Below are 19,146 nucleotides of genomic sequence, written 5' to 3'. Positions count from 1 at the left end.
CCTTAAGGTTGTGCGAAACGAACGGTGACGGGCATACCTTGTCGTAACGATTCATCGGGATCAGTGATAATGATACGTAAGCGATAAACCAGATCGGTACGCAGCTCAGGCGTTTCGACACTTTTAGGGGTAAATTCCGCCGTGGGTGATACGAAACCTATTTTGCCGTGATATGACTTGTCCGGGCGGCCATCGGTAAATACGTCGACTTCGGTACCGGGAATGGCCTGATTCAAGTGGGGCTCACTGACGTAGGCCCGTACCCATACCGGATCGGTCAGTGACAGGGTAAATACGGTGTTACTGGCGGATAAAATGGTCCCCGGCTCAACCGCGCGAGTGAGTACGGTACCCGCTGATGGCGCGAGCAGGGTAGTGTCTTGCAGGTTGAGTTGAGCTTGAGCCAGTTCAGCTTCACTTTGGGCCAGATTCGCTTCGGCTTGCGCAATTTCCTGTGGCCGGTTACCACTCAAATATTGTGCGAGCTTATCTTTGGAGGCTTGCAGATTAGCCTGTGCTTGATTACGAGCAGTTCGGGCATTCTCTAGCTCGTTGGCCGAGGTGGCTTTACTTGCCCACAACCCTTGTTGACGTTTTAGGAAGCTATCGGCATAGCCAAATGCCGCTTCTCGCTGAGCAACTTCAGATTTTACCTGTGCTATCTCCTCGTCACGGTATCCTGCCTTCAATAAAGCCAACTGTGCTTGCGCGCTTTGAACATTGGCTTGCGCTTGTTTGAGTGCATTGAGATAAGGGCCGTCATCCAGTTTCCCCAGAACTTCCCCTGGCTGGATTTTATCCCCTTCATCGACAGCCAGAGACGCCAGCCGACCACCGACTCGAAAGCCTAAATTCACTGTGCGAATATCCACATTGCCGTACAGCGTCAATGATGCGTCGTGTTGTTGACGGTAGTAGTTCCAGCCATAACCTATCGCCGCCAGTAGGGCAACAATAACGACGGCCACTATAATCTTCTTGCGATTCATAATGCTCCCTATCGACCATGTCTATAGCTACAATTTTATAACGACCCCTTCAATACGCTCACCGTACTGATTTGTCCCGCAATCCGTAAAGCAGCAGGTCAATGTGTTCGATAAGTACCTGATTGATCATTTCACTTTCAGCCTCACCAATATCCAACCAACCGGCCTGGCGGCGGATAGTCTCGCGCCCCATGCGAAAGGCCAACACTTCACCAATCAAGGCATGGGTATGAAGAATCGTTTTGGTTGCACTGGCATCAGCACCAATAAATGCGGCCAGCAGCAGATTGAGTTTTTGGTGTAATGGCGCAATAGCCTGCACATGAATCAGTGGGTAAGCATCGCTAGGGGAGAGTTGCTCACGCGCCATGATTTTGCTCATATTCAACGTTTCTGGCTGGGTCATTAGATGGCTGAATTCCAGTAACCCACGGCGAATAAAATGCAACTGTTGCTCGGCGGTTTGTGCGTGAATCGGTTGTTGGAGAAACTGGTCAATCTCTTGTGCCAGCGGTGAGAAGGTCTGCTGAATGAAATCCGCTATTTGTTGCGCGACCGCCAGATACAACCCTTCTTTAGAGTTGAAATAGTAGGTGATGGCCGCAATGTTCTGTCCTGCCCGCTGGGCGATATCCCGAGTTGTTGCCCCTTTCAGGCCTAACTCACCGAATAATTCGGTAGCCGCCTGAATCAATTGTTGGCGGGCTTGCTCACCACGACTGGTAACGGGCGTGGATAATATTAAGGAATGAGGTGTGGAATGAGACATCGTCACCATACTTAATAAATTGAAATTAGTTAAATGCTAAGAGGTAGTCGAACAATTAATCAATCATATGATTAACTTTAGGTCGTCCCAAAGAATATGTAAAGTTAGCGCGGATAAAAGCCTGATTTTTGCGATCGGGGATGGATAAATGACAAGTAATAAATCAATTATCTTGATGTTTGCGCTAATAAAAATCTTAAGAAATGTGTAAATATCCCTTTTCTTGCTAAAGATCTGCTACAATCAGCCGCAATGGTGCACTGCAGTTTGTGCCAATCCTCGTGGTAATGCCTCAATTCATGCCTCGTCTGATAATCTTCCCTTGAAACTGCACCTGACGATATCGTTGGGATTGGGAAGATCTGGAGCTTCTTGTAATATGTCATTTGATTCTCTCGGCCTAAACGCCGACATCCTGCGTGCTGTTGAAGAGCAGGGCTACCTTGTGCCGACACCGATTCAACGTCAGGCAATCCCTGTGGTACTGGAAGGCCGTGATTTAATGGCCAGTGCGCAAACGGGTACCGGTAAAACCGCTGGTTTCACCTTGCCATTGCTGCAACTGCTTAGTCAGGATCAACAGCCAATTAAAGGCCGTCGCCCGGTACGTGCGTTGATCTTAACGCCTACCCGTGAGCTGGCTGCGCAGATTGACGAAAACGTACAGAGTTACAGTAAATATCTGAAGCTACGTTCGCTGGTGGTATTTGGCGGCGTTAGCATTAACCCCCAGATGATGAAACTGCGTGGTGGTGTTGATATTTTAGTCGCGACGCCTGGCCGTTTACTGGATCTGGAACATCAGAACGCAGTAGATTTGTCCAAGATCGAAATTTTGGTATTGGACGAAGCTGACCGCATGCTGGATATGGGCTTTATTCACGATATCCGTCGCGTATTAGCCAAACTGCCCTCTAAGCGCCAGAACTTGCTGTTCTCCGCCACCTTCTCAGATGAAATTAAAGGTCTGGCGAGCAAGCTGTTGAACAACCCGGCTTCCGTTGAAGTAGCGCGCCGCAATACAGCTTCTGAACAAATTGCGCAAAGTGTTCATTTTGTGGATAAAAACCGTAAACGTGAATTATTGTCTCAGATGATTGGTGAGGGCAACTGGCAGCAAGTGTTGGTGTTTAACCGCACTAAGCATGGTGCTAACCATTTGGCTGAACAACTGAATAAAGACGGCATTACCTCCGCGGCAATTCACGGTAATAAGAGCCAGGGCGCGCGTACTCGTGCATTGGCTGATTTTAAAGACGGTAAAATCCGGGTTCTGGTAGCCACTGATATTGCTGCCCGTGGTCTGGACATTGATCAGTTACCCCATGTGGTTAACTATGAATTACCTAACGTACCAGAAGATTACGTGCACCGTATTGGTCGTACGGGCCGCGCGGAACGCACAGGTGAAGCGATTTCACTGGTTTGCGTTGATGAGCATAAACTGTTGCGTGATATTGAGCGTTTACTGAAGCGTGAAATTCCGCGCATCGCGCTGGATGGCTATGAGCCGGACCCAAGCATCAAAGCTGATCCGATTCAAAATGGTCGCCAGGGCCGTGGCGCACAACGTCCAGGAATGGGGCGTGGTAGCAGCGCAGGCCGTCCACAGAATGGTGGTGGTGCAGCCGGTCGCGGCGATAGCCGTAACAGTCGCCCACGTAGCCAGGCTGATGGTCAACGTCGCCCGGCTGGCCCTTCTTCACGTGGCCGTAGCAGTAAACCAGGCGAATAAGCGGTAATCCCTTTCGCTGATCAAACCGCTTCTTTGAGGCGGTTTTTTTTCATCTGAATTGGCGTTCCTGCTGGGTTATTCCTTGTTTTACACCTCAATTCCCCCGTATCATTGCCGGTCTTTTTTACGTTTATACTGGGCGAGTGCGGATAATGGATCAGGGTAATTAGCATGCGGGTATTATTGGCGCCGATGGAAGGGGTATTAGATTCACTGGTGCGCGAACTCCTCAGCGAAGTGAACGATTATGACCTTTGTATCACTGAGTTTTTACGGGTGGTCGATCAACTTTTGCCAGCAAAATCCTTCTATCGTCTCTGCCCTGAATTACATCATCAAAGCCGTACTCCCTCCGGCACCTTAGTTCGTATTCAATTATTGGGTCAATATCCCGAGTGGCTGGCGGAAAACGCGGCTCGCGCGGTAGAACTTGGCTCATACGGTGTCGATCTCAATTGTGGGTGTCCTTCAAAGTTGGTGAATGGCAGTGGCGGTGGTGCCACATTGCTGAAAGATCCTGAATTGATTTATCAGGGAGCCAAAGCGATGCGTGAAGCCGTGCCTGCGCATTTGCCAGTCACAGTCAAAATTCGTTTGGGCTGGGATTCTGGCGCTCGTCAGTTTGAAATCGCAGACGCAGTGCAACAAGCGGGCGCGACTGAACTGGCAGTACATGGCCGCACCAAAGAAGATGGTTATCAAGCCGAACGAATTAATTGGCAAGCGATTGGCGAAATACGCCAGCGGCTGACTATCCCCGTGATTGCCAATGGTGAGATCTGGGATTACCAGAGCGCGCAGGAGTGCATGAAGGTGACGGGCTGTGATGCCGTGATGCTAGGGCGCGGGGCATTAAATGTACCGAATCTGAGCCGGGTGGTGAAGTATAACGAACCGCATATGGCTTGGTCTGAAGTGGTAAAACTGCTGCAAAAATATGTGCAGTTGGAAAAGCAGGGCGATACCGGCCTGTATCATGTTGCCCGCATCAAACAGTGGTTGGGTTATTTACGTAAAGAATATGCTGAAGCAACAGATTTATTCAGTGAAATCCGTGCGTTAAAAAACTCAAAAGATATTGCGTTGGCTATTCTGCGGGTATGAATTTTCTATTACTTATATATTAGCCATATAAATCCTAACCCTAAATATAGCTTAAACAAGAATAGTTATTCTTTTGATTTGTTTTAAGTATCGCGTTTATAGTGTGCCTGCATTTTAAATGCAGTATCTCGTTAGGCGAGGCTCCTATACAAACACAGGTTACTGATCTGACGACGTCCAGAGACGCCCAAGGTTAGGACAGGTTATATCGGATTAAGGTATAACCCAAAGTAACTTCTGAGAAATCAGATACGTTGTATAGTGCTAAAACTTAGACACGGAGATAGCCATTGAGCACTCTCTAATCTGGTTACGCCCCTATGTGAGGACTGTTTAGTTAATTTATAACAGTAATAGGGTCATTTATGAGTTCACATTTCGATTTAGCAATACCAAAGCAATCCAATCAAGGCGAGGATAAAGAGTCCACCTTAGGTGCCTATATGAGCGATACTTATATTACGGTATCGGCTGATATGTCAGTCACTGAGGCTAAAGCCTATTTCTTGCAGAATATCTCAGATAGTGAAATACCAACGCAATTGTTGGTAACAAATGGCAATCGGCATTTGGTCGGCTTACTCTCGGTTAAAAATCTACTGACGGAAGAACAGCCTGATATAAAAGTATTTCAAATTATCAATCAGAGTTATTTCTCGGTATCTCCAGAGCAGGATCGTCATGAGGCGGCAAGTTTACTGGCAAAAAGCGGCCTGGATATTGTTCCGGTATTAAGCCACGGAAAATTAGTGGGGGTATTACGGGCGAAAGATATTGCCGAATTGATCGAAGATGAAAATACTGAGGATGCCCAACGGCAAGGAGCCAGTTTACCTCTCGACGAGCCTTACTTGCAAACTAGTCCGATAACATTATGGCGTAAACGCGTTATATGGTTATTACTGTTATTTGTGGCAGAAGCTTATACCGGAACAGTATTGAAAGCGTTTGAAGAGCAATTGGAAGCTGCTATCGCGCTGGCTTTCTTTATTCCATTACTGATTGGAACCGGTGGTAACAGTGGTACGCAAATTACCTCGACTCTGGTACGGGCCATGGCTTTGGGGGAGGTGAGTCTGCGCAATGTGGGGGCGGTATTGCGTAAAGAGGTCTCTACTTCTCTGATGGTGGCAACGACGATTGGGCTGGCGGCCTGGATCCGCGCTTGGTTCCTGGGCGTAGGGATGGAAGTCACCATTGTGGTGAGCTTAACTGTTGTTGCTATCACCGTGTGGAGTGCCATTGTCTCTTCTATTATTCCGATGGTATTAAAACGGATGTCAATTGATCCTGCGGTGGTCTCCGCACCTTTTATTGCTACCTTTATTGATGGTACCGGCCTGATTATTTACTTTGAAATCGCACAATTAGTGATGAGTGATTTGGTATAACAGGCTGACAATGAAAAGGCCGTGCGCGGCCTTTTCTGATAAATATCACTGCTATTTCTTCTTACGCCCGATAAACTTTGCAATACCCAATAGGAATACTGCACCAACAAGAATCAGCAATGCGTCAACCCAGAAGGTTAGTGATGCTAGATTTTCATCATGAATATCCGCTAAACCTGCCGCTATTAGAAATACACCAAAGAGAATACCAAAGATTGTTGTTCCCATATAAATACCTATGAATCAGTTTTATATCCGTCATACTTCAAGCTGCATTGGCTACGTTCAATCACCCGAATCACTTACTCATGTAAGCTCATCGGGGTTAATGAGCCTCACCCTGCGGGCAGCATAAATGCTGTTCAAATCGGTTTCCGACCGATTTGTCTCTCGCTTGCCGACTTCCTGCAACTCGAATTATTTAGGGTATATCTAAAAATTATGTTGGCAATTATAGGGTAATAATTAGTCTAGCAAGCGTTTTTTTTGTCATTATTGATAATCTGTTTAGATTTATAGCGCTAATCTTTCCGCCAATTAACGTCACATCCCGCGTAATTTAGCAAAATTGAATTATCCTGACCTAAATTGAGCCACGATGGCTGCTTGCTTATTTTATAAACAATCACTATCTTTCAAAATAATGCTCACAATAAGTCTTTGTTCCTTTCTTTGAAAAGTGTTTACCGGTGAGTAGCAATTAGGCAGCTTTAATCTTTGTAACAATCATTTGAAGAATGTGTGGTGCGCCGTGCATTACTGTAATTTATAATGCGCCAAACCAACCACAATCACTCCCGACAACCTATCTAAGCTGACGAACATGCATGTGAAAATCCGTTTTGCACTATTAAGTTTTTTGCTTTTATCTACCGGTATCAGTGTTGTTCCTTTAGCCTCTGCCAGTGGTGGGACGGCTGAAATTAAAGGGAAAACGCCCTTGGAACTGGCATCCGGCAGCGCGATGGTGGTTGATTTACAAACAAATAAAGTGATTTACGCTAACAATGCTGATGAAGTGGTACCCATTGCGTCAATCACCAAACTGATGACCGCAATGGTGGTGTTGGATGCCAAATTGCCACTGGATGAGATTATCTCAGTAGATATTCATCAAACTAAAGAAATGAAAGGGGTATTTTCTCGGGTTAGGGTAAACAGTGAAATCAGTCGCAAAGATATGCTGCTATTAGCATTAATGTCATCGGAAAACCGCGCTGCGGCGAGTCTGGCGCATCACTATCCCGGAGGCTATAACGCATTTATTAACGCAATGAATGCGAAAGCGAAATCTTTGGGAATGACCAAAACACGTTATGTTGAGCCAACAGGTCTGTCGATTGATAATGTCTCGACCGCGCATGATTTGACCAAGTTGCTGGTGGCGACCAAACAATACCCGCTGATTGGGCAACTAAGCACTACCACTGAGAAAATGGCAACTTTCCGTGACCCTGATTATACGCTGCCATTTCGTAACACTAACCATTTAGTTTATAACGATAAATGGAATATTCAGCTCACTAAAACCGGCTTTACGAATCAAGCTGGGCACTGTTTGGCAATGCGGACCGTCATTGGCAATCGTCCTGTAGCTCTTGTGGTGTTAGATGCCTTTGGTAAATATACGCATTTTGCCGATGCAAACCGCCTACGCAGTTGGATGGAAACCGGTAAAGCCGCGCCGATCCCTGGGGCTGCCAAAAGCTATCGTCAGCAAAAAGATGGGCAAGGGCGTTTAGCTCAGGTGTCGGAATAGGTAGAGAACACAGTCAGTAGATAGCAGAATTTGCAGACGGGCTGCAAATTCTGCTTAAAGCAATTGGCGGATATTTACATCTCTCTGATAATCATTAGAAAATCAATTTAAACACACCAGTAATCGTCAACAACCCGACAATAAAAATAATGGCGATAATCCACAGTATTATTTTCATTCTGTCTCCCAGACTTAGCATTAATACCGACTAACATTTGTTAGCCGCACCAACCTCGTTGGCTCTAGACTATGACTATAGTTTGTTTGGCAGAATTCAGGAGATAGAGGACTTGAATTCAGATAATGCCTAATTCGACTTGATATGGAGCCCAGTATCGGGGTGATATTATTCTTTCTGCCAGGATTTACGTTTTGAGGTTTTACCAATCCCAGGATTAAAGCTGTTGGTTGGGTCTATCTGTTGGTAAAAATCCTTTAAGGCAGGTTTGGCTATATAGAGATGCCCCACATTGTGCTCAGCCGGATATTCCGCCCCTTTGTCATTCAGCAGCGCCAGCATTTTTTGTTTTAATGCCTGAGTATCAACACCTTTTTTCACAATATAGTCCTGATGGAAGACATGGCACAAGAAATGGCCGTAATAGAGTTTGGCGACCAGGCATTGGTCTATTTCTGCCGGGAGGGTCTCAAACCATTGTTCTTCATTGCGCGGTAGCGCAATATCCAGAGCCAGAATATCCTCCACTTTATCAGCGTGAACAGCGTGATAGCGCACAGCAGCACCTGCTGCGGCAAAGCGGTGTAAAAAGGCTTTCTTGCCTTCATCAGCGGTACAGGTAATGAAGTTACCTTCCGCCGTCGCAAAAAAGTCCTTCAAAAACTGCTGTGCTTCAGGAATACCTGCACCTGACATTTTAAGCATCAAATGATGCTCATATTTACTCCGATATGTTTTGAGGCGTTTAGGTAAATGGTTGGGCAGTACCTGGCTGAAGCCTTGCATTATTCGATCAGTTAAATGGTCGATTAAAAAAGGAACTTTGCTAAGCCGCGCATCAATTTTGCCCTTTAGGGTAAAGAAACGAGGCATATTATTGGTACCCATGCTATTTATCATGACAAAGGTATCTTTGCCGTACACTTCAGCAATATCAAAAATATCGCGATGCATATATTCACCAGCGACGGGCAAATGTTTAAAGTCACGTAAAATTGCACGGCGTAATTCAGTCAATACCTGAGTCTGATTGGTGCCGATATAAAAGACTTGCTGTTGTTTTTCACTGGGAAAAGTGTCAAGCCGTACTGCAAATACGGCCAATTTACCGGCACATCCCGAGGCTTCAAATAATCGTCTTGGATCGGCATTGAAACGTGAAGGGGTTGGCGCATCAATATCTCTTACTCGCGTAGCATATTCGTGGTCGGAGGTTTGTTGTGTACCTTGTGCAATATCGCTGGCACGATATTTACCCCGTTCCAGCCGTTGCAAAATCTCTTCTGGCGTATTGCCTAAATTAATCCCTAAATGATTGATTAACTGTAACTCACCCTGAGCATCAATCTGTGCGTACAGTGCCATTTCGGTGTAGGCAGGGCCTCTTTGAACCAATGACCCCCCTGAGTTATTACAAATGCCCCCCACCACCGAGGCACCGATGCAAGAGGACCCAATGACCGAATGGGGTTCACGATCATAAGGTTTCAGACGTTTTTCCAATTGATTCAGCGTACTGCCAGGAAAACCAATAACCTGCTTTCCATCATTTAATAGCTGGATTTGATTGAGGCGCAAAGTATTTAATATAACAATGGGTCGATCATAATCATTACCACTGGGGGTTGAGCCTTCTGTCAGCCCGGTGTTCGCTGCCTGCATGATAACAATGGTATCGGCGGCCACACAGGCTTGTAGCAACTGCCATTGCTGTAATAACGTTGAAGGAAACACTACCGCAAGAGCAGATCCTGTTCCTGAGCGGAAACCCGTACGATAACGCTCTGTCTGCCGTTCGCCGGTTAGCAAGTAGCGCGCACCCACAATCTGCTGCAACTGGTTCAGCAAGGTTTGCCTTTTTTCATCATTGGATTGATTCATTGGTGCCGCTCCCTGTAATGGCATTGACTTTTGTTAGCATTCATCCACGTATCGGCTGATAGCAAACCGCTCTTCGGATGCCATGAAGTAAACATGAGGGAGGAAAGGGTTTCCTGATGAATCGTTTGCTTTGTGAGCTAGCTCTCGTTATTAGTGCTTAAATTGTCTTCAACCTTCATCATTCCCGCCGTTTAAACATTACTAACATTAATGATTTATAAGAAAACTATTCAGCGTATCAAGGCTAGGTTGAGTCATTGGGATATTGATAAGTATTTTGATCATTACGTGATGAGGTATAGGATCGAGTTTAATGATTACACTGATTAGTAAGGCATTTATGAGTGAGCATTTTGTTGGTAAATATGAAGTTGAGTTAAAGTTCCATGTATCGAACATCAGCCAATTACATGAACAACTAGCATTACATCAAGCATTGCCATTTACCCTCAATAATCATGAAAAAGATATCTATCTGGAAGCCAACGGCGGTGATTTAGCGGCTAAACAGGTCAGTATGGTTTTACGTGAGATGAACCCGTCAGGTATTCGTTTATGGATAGTAAAAGGGCCGGGAACTGAACGCTGTGAGGCCAGCAATATTGAGGATATAACCAAGGTTCAAAGCATGCTGGCGACGTTAGGCTATCAGCCAGCATTTATGCTGGAAAAAATACGGAGTATCTACTTTATTGGGAAGTTTCATGTCACGGTTGATAGCTTGGCGGGTCTTGGCGATTTTGCCGAAATAGCCATCATGACTGATGATGCTACGGCCCTGGATAGCCTTAAAGTCGAATGCCAACAGTTAGCCGATAAATTAGGGCTATTGCCACAACAACAAGAAACTCAATCTTACCGGCAGCTATTAGGTTTTTAGTCCGATGGTGATGTCATGTCGGCCGTGTTGCATACCACGGCCAGACAGCGTTATTTCTTCATCAAAGACTTTAGGTTGGCGAATGGATTATGGGTAGCAACACCCTGATCATTCTGGGCATCATCCCCGGCAATCACAGTCGACCCATATTGGTCTGCTTCGGTGTATTTAGAGTGTTCATGATCATGACAAAAAAGGCATAACATCTCCCAATTGCTGCCATCTTCTGGGTTATTGCTATGATCATGGTCAATATGGTGAACCGTCAGCTCTCGCAGATTGGAATAAACAAACTCTCGTGAACATTTACCGCAAACCCACGGAAAAATTTTCAGTGCTTTCTCCCGATAGCCACTTTCCAGCCGGGTGTAATTCTTCGGTATATATGCCATGTGAACCCTCAATTCTGCGAGAAATAATGGTTTTATTTTAGCGTGAATTCAGGCTGTAGACTATCAACTATTGGTTATAGGTATTGAGGTGACAGTCTATAATTACGATCGGTCACTATAGGATCATATTGAATCGATTATAAAAAATAAGATTCAAATAATAATCGCATTCGGCGTATTTTTGAGACTTTTGCTGATGATTTAAAGGGATAAGACGTTTTACACTATGCCATGCTTTACACTATCAGTATTAAAGTTATTAGCATGAGATTATCTGTGTTCCGCTAATAGGCTTATTTTACAGCAGGCAATACAGTATGTTTCGCCTGAAACCCTTTGCCGATACAGTTGAGGCGATATGAAAGAATCTGAGGTACTGGCCGAAGTCAGTAATGAAAACCAGACATTGGTTGCTGTGGTGCAACAGGATAATCGGGTAGTTTACTTCTATATTTATCCGCAGGAGGCATTTGAAGAGCGTTTTCCCGTGCGTGCCTGCTGGGTGAGAAATCTGGTTGCTGCGCCACCATCGGCTGATAATACCGCCCTTGAACAAGGGTTGGCCCCACGATTAGCCGCAGAGTTCTGCCGTAATGTGGCGGGCGAGGCGGAGCTGGATGCGCAGTATATTACGATAGTCTGGTCTGAAAGTGACGACGGTGCGGCATTGTGGTATCAGGGACAACTGTTGGCAATTATTCCTGGCTGGAGCCTCTATATTGATCACTCAATTTGCTATTCCGCCAGTTGTATTAAAGATAATCCACTGACATTACCTCTGGGGTCAGCTTCAACCAATACACAATATGCCAATGCGCAACATACTCGTCAATTTTGGCGGGCCTGGCAACAGGAAGAGGGAAATCCGTGGCCTGCATTACAAGCTGAATATATTCAATATTATGAGCAGCACTTCGGTCCATCGGTAAAATATTATGCCATCGATCAGGGGACGTGGCCGCCAATGGCCATCTCCCAACATGAGAAAGAGGGAATATATTACTTTCTGACCGTGGGGGTCAGTATTCGTCCTCAGCCATGGGTTGAAATATTATTTAATGATGATGCAGCTAAATACCGGCGCTTGGAGATGGCGATTGCAATTGATAGCCAATATGTCAACGAAGACAACGCTATTCACATGGCCAGTGCGCTGGCAGGATTTGCCCACGTTCCCTGGAGTAAAATAACCTGGCTTGGCGAAGGGCATACACTGGAGTCGGCTGTCGCCCCTAAGGGTTATGAAGGCTATATTTTATCATCAGCGTTATATGCTGATGCAGACAATCTTACTCTACCTCTTCAACAAGGTGATCCGGTTAATATGTATTGGGTCAGCCCTGTGTTTACAAGCGAACGAGAGTTTGCGCATAGTGTGCCAAATGGTGGATATGATTTATTGAAAAAGCTACAACAGCAGGGAATTAATCATGTTTTCACCCCGCGACAGCCGGTTATTTGATTTGTATTTAACTTGGCTGGTCTGATTTGCAGATTTTGTTAATCGGGTCTTAACTTAATGATGTTAGCTGTTTTAAGACTGTCAGGTTAAGCCCGTTATGTTTACCTGAGACCTATGTTTAAGATTGAACGCAAAGCTGAAAGGCGGATCAACAACAGTGGGTAGTCAAATCAGTTATCAGCAAATATTAATTTTATGGAGGTGTTTATGGGCATACTATCTTGGATTATTTTTGGTCTTATCGCCGGTGTTTTGGCTAAATGGATTATGCCCGGAGAGGATGGCGGTGGCTTTATTATGACCGTAATCCTTGGCGTGGTCGGTGCCCTGGTGGGGGGCTATATTAGTGTCTTCTTTGGTATGGGCAAAGTTGATGGGTTTAATTTTGGCAGCTTTGTCGTGGCGGTTATCGGTTCACTGGTTGTGCTGTTCGTCTACCGTAAATTAAGAAGTTAGATACTCATCAATATCCTGTAATTGAGTAAAGTATAAGAAAGGTGGCTATTTTTTGTCACCTTTCTCTCATAAAACTTTCATCAAGATGCAATAGAATTATCCGTTAATAGCTCATGACGACAGGCAATCTGAGAGACATGTTATGGGCCAGGCATTACGTAAATTCACTGTGGCTGACTATCCGGCTACGGTGCAAGAACCGCGTAAGAAGGTACTTGCCGTTAAGGGATTAGTTAAAGCGTACCAATCACAACACCGTGTGCTGGATGATATTAATTTTGAACTCCATGCAGGTGAGTTTGTTGCAATTATTGGCCGCTCCGGTGCCGGAAAATCAACATTGTTACATGTTTTAAATGGCACTATTCCCAGCAGTGCGGGTGAAATTATTAATTACCATGACAATGGCGATACGCAAAATATTGCAGCACTAACAACCAAGCAGATGCGTAAATGGCGCGCAAAATGCGGCATGATCTTCCAAGATTTCTGTTTGGTCCCCCGTCTTGATGTTATTACTAATGTTTTGTTAGGCCGCCTGAGTTACACCTCCACGTTTAAATCATTTTTCAAAATATTTGCTGATGAAGATCGGGCTAGAGCAATTGAGTTATTACAATGGCTTAATATGTTACCCCATGCGTTGCAGCGTGCAGAGAATCTCTCTGGCGGCCAAATGCAACGGGTGGCCATTTGCCGCGCCATGATGCAAAACCCCAAAATATTATTGGCTGATGAACCTGTCGCTTCTTTAGATCCAAAAAACACAACCCGCATTATGAATACATTACAGAAAATAAGTGAAAACGATATTGCTGTAATTGTGAACTTACACTCTGTTGATTTGGTGAAAGACTATTGCACCCGAGTGATTGGTATTGCCCACGGGCGGATTGTCTTTGATGGGCATCCTTCACTGTTAAATGATTCTATTATTCAAGATATTTACAGCGATGAATCCACTGAACTTTTGCATTAATCCCCACTTATCCCTTTATCAGAATAGGTTATTTTAATGAAAAAAGTACTTTGTCTTACCTCATTAGTGGCAAGTTTTATGGTATTTAATGCTACAGCAGCGGATGCACCAAAAGAAATTAATCTGGGTATTCTTGGTGGGCAGAATGCGACACAACAAATTGGCGATAATATGTGTGTCAAAGAGTTTTTAGATAAAGAGTTAAATGTAAAAACAAACTTGCATAATGCATCAGACTATTCTGGCGTAATACAAGGCCTATTAGGTGGGAAGATTGACTTGGTATTAAGTATGTCTCCTTCCTCTTTTGCCTCTGTTTATATTAAAGATCCTAAAGCCGTTGATATTGTAGGTATTGCTATCGATGATACTGACAAATCACGCGGTTATCACTCTGTGGTTGTGGTGAAAGCGGATAGCCCTTATCAGAAAATTGAAGATTTGAAAGGTAAAGCGTTCGGTTTTGCTGACCCAGATTCAACCTCTGGTTTTTTAATCCCTAATCAAAGTTTTAAACAGAAATTTGGTGGAACACCGGATAATAAATATAACGACTTCTTCTCTAGCGTGACATTCTCTGGTGGTCATGAACAAGATATTCTGGGTGTCATTAACGGGCAATTCGCCGGTGCTGTCACCTGGGCTTCCATGATCGGTGACTATAACACCGGTTATACCAGTGGTGCATTTACGCGCATGATTCGTATGGATCACCCGGATTTAATGAAACAGATCCGTATCATCTGGCAGTCGCCACTGATCCCCAACGGCCCGATTCTTGTCCGCAGTGCATTACCGTCTGAATTTAAAGCGCAATTAGTCGCTGCGGTTAAAAAACTGGATAAAGAGGATCACGGTTGTTTCATTAAAGCGATGGGTGGCAAACAGCATATTGGTGAAACATCCCTCAGCGAGTATCAAACTATCATTGATATGAAGCGTGAATTAACCAAAGGTGATCGTTAATTCGGTCCGGCGGATAAAACGAAATAGCTCTGGCTTGCCGGAGCTATTGCTTTTAGGTGGTAGCTTATTTTGAATACTGATTTTAACCACTACTACCAGCAGATTCGCGGTAAACAAAAACGTGAAACGTTGATTTGGTCATTAACGCTGGCAATTATTTATCTGGGTGCTGGAAGTATTGCTGAGTTTAATTTACATACTGTTCTTATTTCCATCCCACATTTTTTTGATTATCTAGCCGAAACGATACCGGTACTCTATTGGCACAATTTATTTGCCGATGGTCATACGGAGGGGTCTCTGGCTTATTGGGGTTATCGGTTACCTATACAGTTACCGCTGATTTGGGAAACGCTGCAATTGGCGGTGGCCGCCACTATTTTATCCGTGGTGGTTGCGGTTATCCTGGCCTTCCTGGCTGCGAATAATACTCAAAGCCCGCCTTGGTTACGGTTATCTATTCGAACTTTTGTGGCATTTTTACGCACCATGCCGGAATTGGCATGGGCAGTGATGTTTGTTATGGCTTTTGGTATCGGGGCAATTCCCGGTTTTCTGGCACTGGCATTACATACGATTGGCAGTTTGACTAAGTTGTTTTATGAATCGCTTGAAACGGTATCTGATAAACCGGTGCGTGGGCTGGCGGCCTGTGGTGCGGGTAAATTACAACGAATGCGTTTTGCGCTGTGGCCACAGGTAAAACCGATATTTCTCTCTTATAGCTTTATGCGTCTGGAGATTAATTTCCGCCAATCGACCATTCTAGGACTGGTTGGTGCTGGTGGGATTGGGCAGGAACTGATGACGTCAATAAAATTGGACCGTTATGATCAGGTGAGCATGACATTGCTGCTGATTATTATTGTGGTATCGCTGTTGGATTATACCTCGGGTAAATTACGTCAGCACGTTGTGGAAGGAGCTTCATAATGTTGGCTCATCATTTAACACCGTCACAGATATTGACTTTAAAACAGCAATATCCGCAATTTTTCTTACAGCAAAAACGGTATATCAGGTTAGTTACCGCCATTACTGTCGGTATTTTTTTATATTATCTATTTTTCTTTAAAGTCTTTGGTATCCCTTGGCAGACATTTGCTAATGGAAGCCAGCAAATAAGCCGCTATTTTTTGCGTATGTTTGTTTGGCATGATTTCATTAATTGGCCATTTAAATACTATTTCAGTCAGATATTTATTACCTTGGCAATTGTATTCGCAGGGACTTTAACCGCGACGGTGCTGGCTTTGCCGCTATCATTTTTAGCCGCACGCAACGTAATGTCGACACCGGGATTACGTATTATTTCCTTTATAATTCGGCGCTTTTTGGATGTTTTTCGTGGCATTGATATGGCAATTTGGGGACTGATTTTTGTTCGTGCCGTTGGTATGGGGCCGCTTGCCGGGGTGTTAGCTATTATTATGCAAGATATAGGGTTGTTGGGTAAACTCTATGCTGAAGGGCATGAAGCTGTTGATAAATCGCCTAATCGCGGCTTGACCGCCATGGGGGCTAATGCTTTGCAAAAACACCGTTTTGGTATTTTTACTCAGTCCTTCCCAACACTGTTAGCGCTAAGCCTTTATCAAATTGAGTCAAATACGCGTTCTGCCGCAGTATTAGGTTTTGTGGGGGCGGGAGGTATTGGCTTGGTTTATGCCGAGAATATGCGTCTATGGAACTGGGATGTTGTGATGTTTATTACCTTAATAATGGTTGTGGTAGTTATGATTATGGATAAAATATCTGCCACATTACGTAGAAAATACATTTCCGGTGAGGATATCGCCCTTTATCAATCCAGCTATAACAGTAAGATGAATAGCTGATCTTTAATAAAGTAGAAAGATGAAGGGAATATTAATTTATCTTAGCCCTTCAAATTTCATTATTATTGAGTTTTATGTATTCTACCGGAATGCATACTTTTCTCATTAATCAGATTTGCATTGAGAAAATCAACGTAAATCTATACAATACTGCCCGCTAGACGTGAAAGAAGCCTTTTGTTTTTCTTGCGATATTCGCCCACGTCTACTCTAAATAATAGGAATAGGGCAGTAATATGATGAACAACGATGTGCTCCGTAGTGTTCGCTACATGCTTAACGTAAACGATATCAAGATAGCAGAAATCATTAAGCTGGCTGATTTTGAAGTGAACAATGCGGATGTCGTTAATTTTCTTAAAAAAGAAGATGAGGCCGGTTATCAAGATTGCCCTGATCTGGTAATGGCACATTTCCTTAATGGTTTGATCTTCTTTAGACGTGGTAAAGATGACAAGTTCCCGGCCCCAGCGGTAGAGCCAGTCATTACCAACAATATTGTATTGAAAAAACTACGTGTGGCATTTGAGTTGAAAGATACCGATATGCACGATGTTTTTAATGCGGTTGAATTCCCAGTATCTAAACCTGAGCTAAATGCACTGTTCCGCAAAGAGGGCAGCAAAAACTTCCGCCCATGTGGTGATCAGGCTTTGCGTTATTTTCTGAAAGGTTTGACGCTACGTATACGTGGCCCTAAAAAGTAAGATTGATCATATCGATATAACTATCTGATATAGATTATTAATAACAAAACAGGAGTGGCAATTTGGCACTCCTGTTTTTCGTTAAAATTAAGCTACACTCTTCTCACCAATCTCTGAATTAACACCATTCTGTTTTTTAATTACCTGCCCACATACTTCCTCTCATTGTTGCACTATCTGTGCCCGTGCGTTGTGCATTATTGGTGCAGACAATTAGGCCGTTTATCCGGTTATTTGGTAACGTTATCTATAATCTTCAATTAAATTATTAAGATATAAAACTGGCATGGCGATTGCGCAGAGTAATCCGATCTTGTGTGTTTTACTCAACGACCAGAGGTTAACGCTATGCAACATCGTAACTTGATTAAGTTTTTTGCTCTTTCAGCTTCAGTTATCAGTATGGGTGTGGCTTTTGGCACGCTGGCTGCCGACACCATCAAAGTGGGTATCTTGCACTCGTTGTCCGGCACGATGGCTATCTCTGAAACACCATTGAAAGATATGGCTTTGATGAGTATTGATGATATCAATGCTCATGGTGGTGTATTGGGTAAACAACTGGAGCCGGTTATTGTCGATCCGGCCTCTAACTGGCCACTCTTTGCCGAGAAAGCGCGGCAATTATTAACACAAGATAAAGTCGCCGTCGTATTTGGTGCCTGGACGTCGGTTTCACGTAAGTCTGTCTTACCGGTATTTGAAGAGTTAAATGGTCTACTGTTCTATCCGGTACAGTATGAGGGGGAAGAGATGTCGCCCAACGTCTTCTATACCGGTGCGGCACCAAACCAACAGGCTATCCCTGCTGTGGAATACTTATTAAGTGAAGATGGGGGTGGTGCAAAACGCTTTATTTTGTTAGGGACGGATTATGTCTACCCGCGCACTACCAACAAAATCCTACGTGCCTTCCTGCATACCAAAGGTATTCAGGATAAAGATATCGAAGAGATTTATACCCCGTTTGGTTACAGCGATTACCAAACTATTGTGGGTAATATTAAGAAATTCTCTGCCGATGGCAAAACCGCCGTTATTTCCACCATCAACGGCGATTCAAATGTTCCCTTCTACAAAGAATTAGCCAACCAAGGTATCAAAGCGACTGATGTGCCTGTCATTGCGTTCTCTGTGGGTGAAGAGGAACTACGTGGCATTGATACCAAACCACTGGTGGGGAATCTGGCGGCCTGGAACTACTTCCAATCGGTGGATAATCCGACGAACAAGACGTTTGTTGAACAATGGAAAGCCTATGCCAAAGCGCATAAGTTGCCGAATGCAGATACTGCTGTCACCAATGATCCGATGGAAGCTACTTGGGTAGGTATGCACATGTGGGCCCAGGCAGTAGAAAAAGCCAAATCAACCGATGTGGATAAGGTTCGTGCTGCGATGGCCGGACAAACCTATCCAGCACCATCAGGATTTACGCTGACAATGGATAAAACTAATCACCATCTGCACAAACCGGTGATGATTGGCGAAATTGAGGCTAACGGACAATTCAACGTGGTATGGCAAACCGATGCGCCAATTCGTGCTCAGCCATGGAGCCCGTTCATCGCCGGAAATGACAAGAAACCGGATCATCCAGTGAAAAGCACTCAGTAGCGATGACTCTCCAGGGCCAGATTTTGCTGGCTCTGGATCTTTT

19 protein-coding genes and 1 riboswitch are annotated in these 19,146 nt (G+C 44.5%); of the genes, 13 read left to right on the top strand and 6 right to left on the bottom strand.

Annotated elements, in window-relative coordinates; genetic code table 11:
* Positions 1–2 precede the first annotated feature (2 nt).
* Together hlyD and cecR are read right to left on the bottom strand one after the other, a co-directional pair.
* Positions 3–989 carry a secretion protein HlyD gene (hlyD, locus tag V1955_RS14985; protein ID WP_372568879.1) on the bottom strand — a complete coding sequence of 329 codons (987 nt, stop codon included), beginning with the start codon at positions 987–989 and terminating at the stop codon, positions 3–5.
* A 58-nt stretch (positions 990–1,047) separates the two neighbouring features.
* A complete protein-coding gene (cecR, locus tag V1955_RS14980) occupies positions 1,048–1,758 on the bottom strand; it encodes a transcriptional regulator CecR (RefSeq protein WP_372558389.1) in 711 nt (236 codons plus the stop codon).
* 379 nt (positions 1,759–2,137) lie between these two features.
* Here cecR and rhlE point away from each other — a divergent pair, with 379 nt between their 5' ends.
* The 3 genes from rhlE to mgtE all read left to right on the top strand — a co-directional run bounded on the left by rhlE (position 2,138) and on the right by mgtE (position 5,988).
* On the top strand, positions 2,138–3,493 hold the full coding sequence (rhlE, locus tag V1955_RS14975) for an ATP-dependent RNA helicase RhlE (RefSeq protein ID WP_083159508.1): 1,356 nt from the start codon (positions 2,138–2,140) through the stop codon (positions 3,491–3,493).
* A 171-nt stretch (positions 3,494–3,664) separates the two neighbouring features.
* Positions 3,665–4,597, top strand: a complete 933-nt coding sequence (gene dusC, locus V1955_RS14970; protein ID WP_083159506.1) for a tRNA dihydrouridine(16) synthase DusC — start codon at positions 3,665–3,667, stop codon at positions 4,595–4,597.
* A gap of 120 nt (positions 4,598–4,717) precedes the next feature.
* A riboswitch (M-box (ykoK) riboswitch) is annotated at positions 4,718–4,887 on the top strand.
* A gap of 75 nt (positions 4,888–4,962) precedes the next feature.
* On the top strand, positions 4,963–5,988 hold the full coding sequence (mgtE, locus tag V1955_RS14965) for a magnesium transporter (protein WP_083159504.1): 1,026 nt from the start codon (positions 4,963–4,965) through the stop codon (positions 5,986–5,988).
* Between the two features lie 51 nt (positions 5,989–6,039).
* Here the strand turns inward: mgtE and V1955_RS14960 are convergent, their stop codons facing one another.
* Entirely contained in the window at positions 6,040–6,216 is a 177-nt protein-coding gene (locus tag V1955_RS14960) for a hypothetical protein (RefSeq protein WP_005189574.1), read from the bottom strand.
* Positions 6,217–6,811: 595 nt separating this feature from the next.
* Here V1955_RS14960 and pbpG point away from each other — a divergent pair.
* A complete protein-coding gene (gene pbpG, locus V1955_RS14955; RefSeq protein WP_083159502.1) occupies positions 6,812–7,747 on the top strand; it encodes a D-alanyl-D-alanine endopeptidase in 936 nt (311 codons plus the stop codon).
* A gap of 94 nt (positions 7,748–7,841) precedes the next feature.
* On the opposite strand, the gene V1955_RS14950 is transcribed toward pbpG, so the two are convergent.
* Positions 7,842–7,925 (bottom strand): membrane protein, encoded by an 84-nt coding sequence (locus tag V1955_RS14950; protein WP_017346848.1) that lies wholly within the window; start codon positions 7,923–7,925, stop codon positions 7,842–7,844.
* A gap of 168 nt (positions 7,926–8,093) precedes the next feature.
* Positions 8,094–9,806 carry a D-lactate dehydrogenase gene (gene dld / locus V1955_RS14945; protein ID WP_372568880.1) on the bottom strand — a complete coding sequence of 571 codons (1,713 nt, stop codon included), beginning with the start codon at positions 9,804–9,806 and terminating at the stop codon, positions 8,094–8,096.
* 340 nt (positions 9,807–10,146) lie between these two features.
* Between dld and V1955_RS14940 the strand changes: the two genes are divergently transcribed.
* Positions 10,147–10,686: a class IV adenylate cyclase gene (locus tag V1955_RS14940; RefSeq protein WP_372569865.1), complete on the top strand. Its 540-nt coding sequence runs from the start codon at positions 10,147–10,149 to the stop codon at positions 10,684–10,686.
* A 50-nt stretch (positions 10,687–10,736) separates the two neighbouring features.
* Here the strand turns inward: V1955_RS14940 and yajD are convergent, their stop codons facing one another.
* A complete protein-coding gene (gene yajD / locus V1955_RS14935) occupies positions 10,737–11,078 on the bottom strand; it encodes an HNH nuclease YajD (protein ID WP_005189583.1) in 342 nt (113 codons plus the stop codon).
* Between the two features lie 358 nt (positions 11,079–11,436).
* Between yajD and V1955_RS14930 the strand changes: the two genes are divergently transcribed.
* The 8 genes from V1955_RS14930 (at position 11,437) to urtA (ending at position 19,103) form a co-directional block, all read left to right on the top strand.
* Positions 11,437–12,540 carry a suppressor of fused domain protein gene (locus tag V1955_RS14930; protein WP_083159498.1) on the top strand — a complete coding sequence of 368 codons (1,104 nt, stop codon included), beginning with the start codon at positions 11,437–11,439 and terminating at the stop codon, positions 12,538–12,540.
* A 207-nt stretch (positions 12,541–12,747) separates the two neighbouring features.
* Positions 12,748–12,996, top strand: coding sequence for a GlsB/YeaQ/YmgE family stress response membrane protein (locus V1955_RS14925; RefSeq protein ID WP_083159496.1), 249 nt, complete (start codon positions 12,748–12,750; stop codon positions 12,994–12,996).
* A 142-nt stretch (positions 12,997–13,138) separates the two neighbouring features.
* Positions 13,139–13,975, top strand: a complete 837-nt coding sequence (gene phnC, locus V1955_RS14920) for a phosphonate ABC transporter ATP-binding protein (RefSeq protein WP_442821101.1) — start codon at positions 13,139–13,141, stop codon at positions 13,973–13,975.
* 36 nt (positions 13,976–14,011) lie between these two features.
* Positions 14,012–14,941 (top strand): phosphonate ABC transporter substrate-binding protein, encoded by a 930-nt coding sequence (phnD, locus tag V1955_RS14915; RefSeq protein WP_442821100.1) that lies wholly within the window; start codon positions 14,012–14,014, stop codon positions 14,939–14,941.
* A 69-nt stretch (positions 14,942–15,010) separates the two neighbouring features.
* Positions 15,011–15,874, top strand: coding sequence for a phosphonate ABC transporter, permease protein PhnE (gene phnE / locus V1955_RS14910; RefSeq protein WP_193784694.1), 864 nt, complete (start codon positions 15,011–15,013; stop codon positions 15,872–15,874).
* Complete coding sequence (gene phnE, locus V1955_RS14905) at positions 15,874–16,779, top strand: phosphonate ABC transporter, permease protein PhnE (RefSeq protein ID WP_083159490.1); 906 nt, start codon at positions 15,874–15,876, stop codon at positions 16,777–16,779. The genes phnE (V1955_RS14910) and phnE (V1955_RS14905) overlap by 1 nt, the downstream gene beginning before the upstream one ends.
* Positions 16,780–17,015: 236 nt before the next feature.
* Positions 17,016–17,486 carry a DUF1456 family protein gene (locus V1955_RS14900; protein WP_083159488.1) on the top strand — a complete coding sequence of 157 codons (471 nt, stop codon included), beginning with the start codon at positions 17,016–17,018 and terminating at the stop codon, positions 17,484–17,486.
* A gap of 348 nt (positions 17,487–17,834) precedes the next feature.
* The gene (urtA, locus tag V1955_RS14895; protein WP_442821099.1) at positions 17,835–19,103 is read left to right on the top strand and encodes an urea ABC transporter substrate-binding protein; all 1,269 of its coding nucleotides are present in this window, start codon (positions 17,835–17,837) and stop codon (positions 19,101–19,103) included.
* Positions 19,104–19,146: the final 43 nt, after the last annotated feature.

The sequence above is a fragment of the Yersinia sp. 2545 StPb PI genome, assembly GCF_052217125.1.
Lineage (GTDB): Bacteria > Pseudomonadota > Gammaproteobacteria > Enterobacterales > Enterobacteriaceae > Yersinia > Yersinia enterocolitica_E.
This window is presented reverse-complemented; position numbering and strand designations above follow the sequence as displayed.

Coding starts and splice junctions, on each gene's coding strand:
- urtA (WP_442821099.1), top strand. CDS start 17,835: ATGCAACATCGTAACTTGATTAAGTTTTTTGCTCTTTCAGCTTCAGTT.
- V1955_RS14900 (WP_083159488.1), top strand. CDS start 17,016: ATGATGAACAACGATGTGCTCCGTAGTGTTCGCTACATGCTTAACGTA.
- phnD (WP_442821100.1), top strand. CDS start 14,012: ATGAAAAAAGTACTTTGTCTTACCTCATTAGTGGCAAGTTTTATGGTA.
- V1955_RS14930 (WP_083159498.1), top strand. CDS start 11,437: ATGAAAGAATCTGAGGTACTGGCCGAAGTCAGTAATGAAAACCAGACA.
- hlyD (WP_372568879.1), bottom strand. CDS start 989: ATGAATCGCAAGAAGATTATAGTGGCCGTCGTTATTGTTGCCCTACTG.
- V1955_RS14940 (WP_372569865.1), top strand. CDS start 10,147: ATGAGTGAGCATTTTGTTGGTAAATATGAAGTTGAGTTAAAGTTCCAT.
- mgtE (WP_083159504.1), top strand. CDS start 4,963: ATGAGTTCACATTTCGATTTAGCAATACCAAAGCAATCCAATCAAGGC.
- pbpG (WP_083159502.1), top strand. CDS start 6,812: ATGCATGTGAAAATCCGTTTTGCACTATTAAGTTTTTTGCTTTTATCT.
- cecR (WP_372558389.1), bottom strand. CDS start 1,758: ATGTCTCATTCCACACCTCATTCCTTAATATTATCCACGCCCGTTACC.
- phnC (WP_442821101.1), top strand. CDS start 13,139: ATGGGCCAGGCATTACGTAAATTCACTGTGGCTGACTATCCGGCTACG.
- V1955_RS14925 (WP_083159496.1), top strand. CDS start 12,748: ATGGGCATACTATCTTGGATTATTTTTGGTCTTATCGCCGGTGTTTTG.
- V1955_RS14960 (WP_005189574.1), bottom strand. CDS start 6,216: ATGGGAACAACAATCTTTGGTATTCTCTTTGGTGTATTTCTAATAGCG.
- rhlE (WP_083159508.1), top strand. CDS start 2,138: ATGTCATTTGATTCTCTCGGCCTAAACGCCGACATCCTGCGTGCTGTT.
- phnE (WP_083159490.1), top strand. CDS start 15,874: ATGTTGGCTCATCATTTAACACCGTCACAGATATTGACTTTAAAACAG.
- yajD (WP_005189583.1), bottom strand. CDS start 11,078: ATGGCATATATACCGAAGAATTACACCCGGCTGGAAAGTGGCTATCGG.
- dusC (WP_083159506.1), top strand. CDS start 3,665: ATGCGGGTATTATTGGCGCCGATGGAAGGGGTATTAGATTCACTGGTG.
- V1955_RS14950 (WP_017346848.1), bottom strand. CDS start 7,925: ATGAAAATAATACTGTGGATTATCGCCATTATTTTTATTGTCGGGTTG.
- dld (WP_372568880.1), bottom strand. CDS start 9,806: ATGAATCAATCCAATGATGAAAAAAGGCAAACCTTGCTGAACCAGTTG.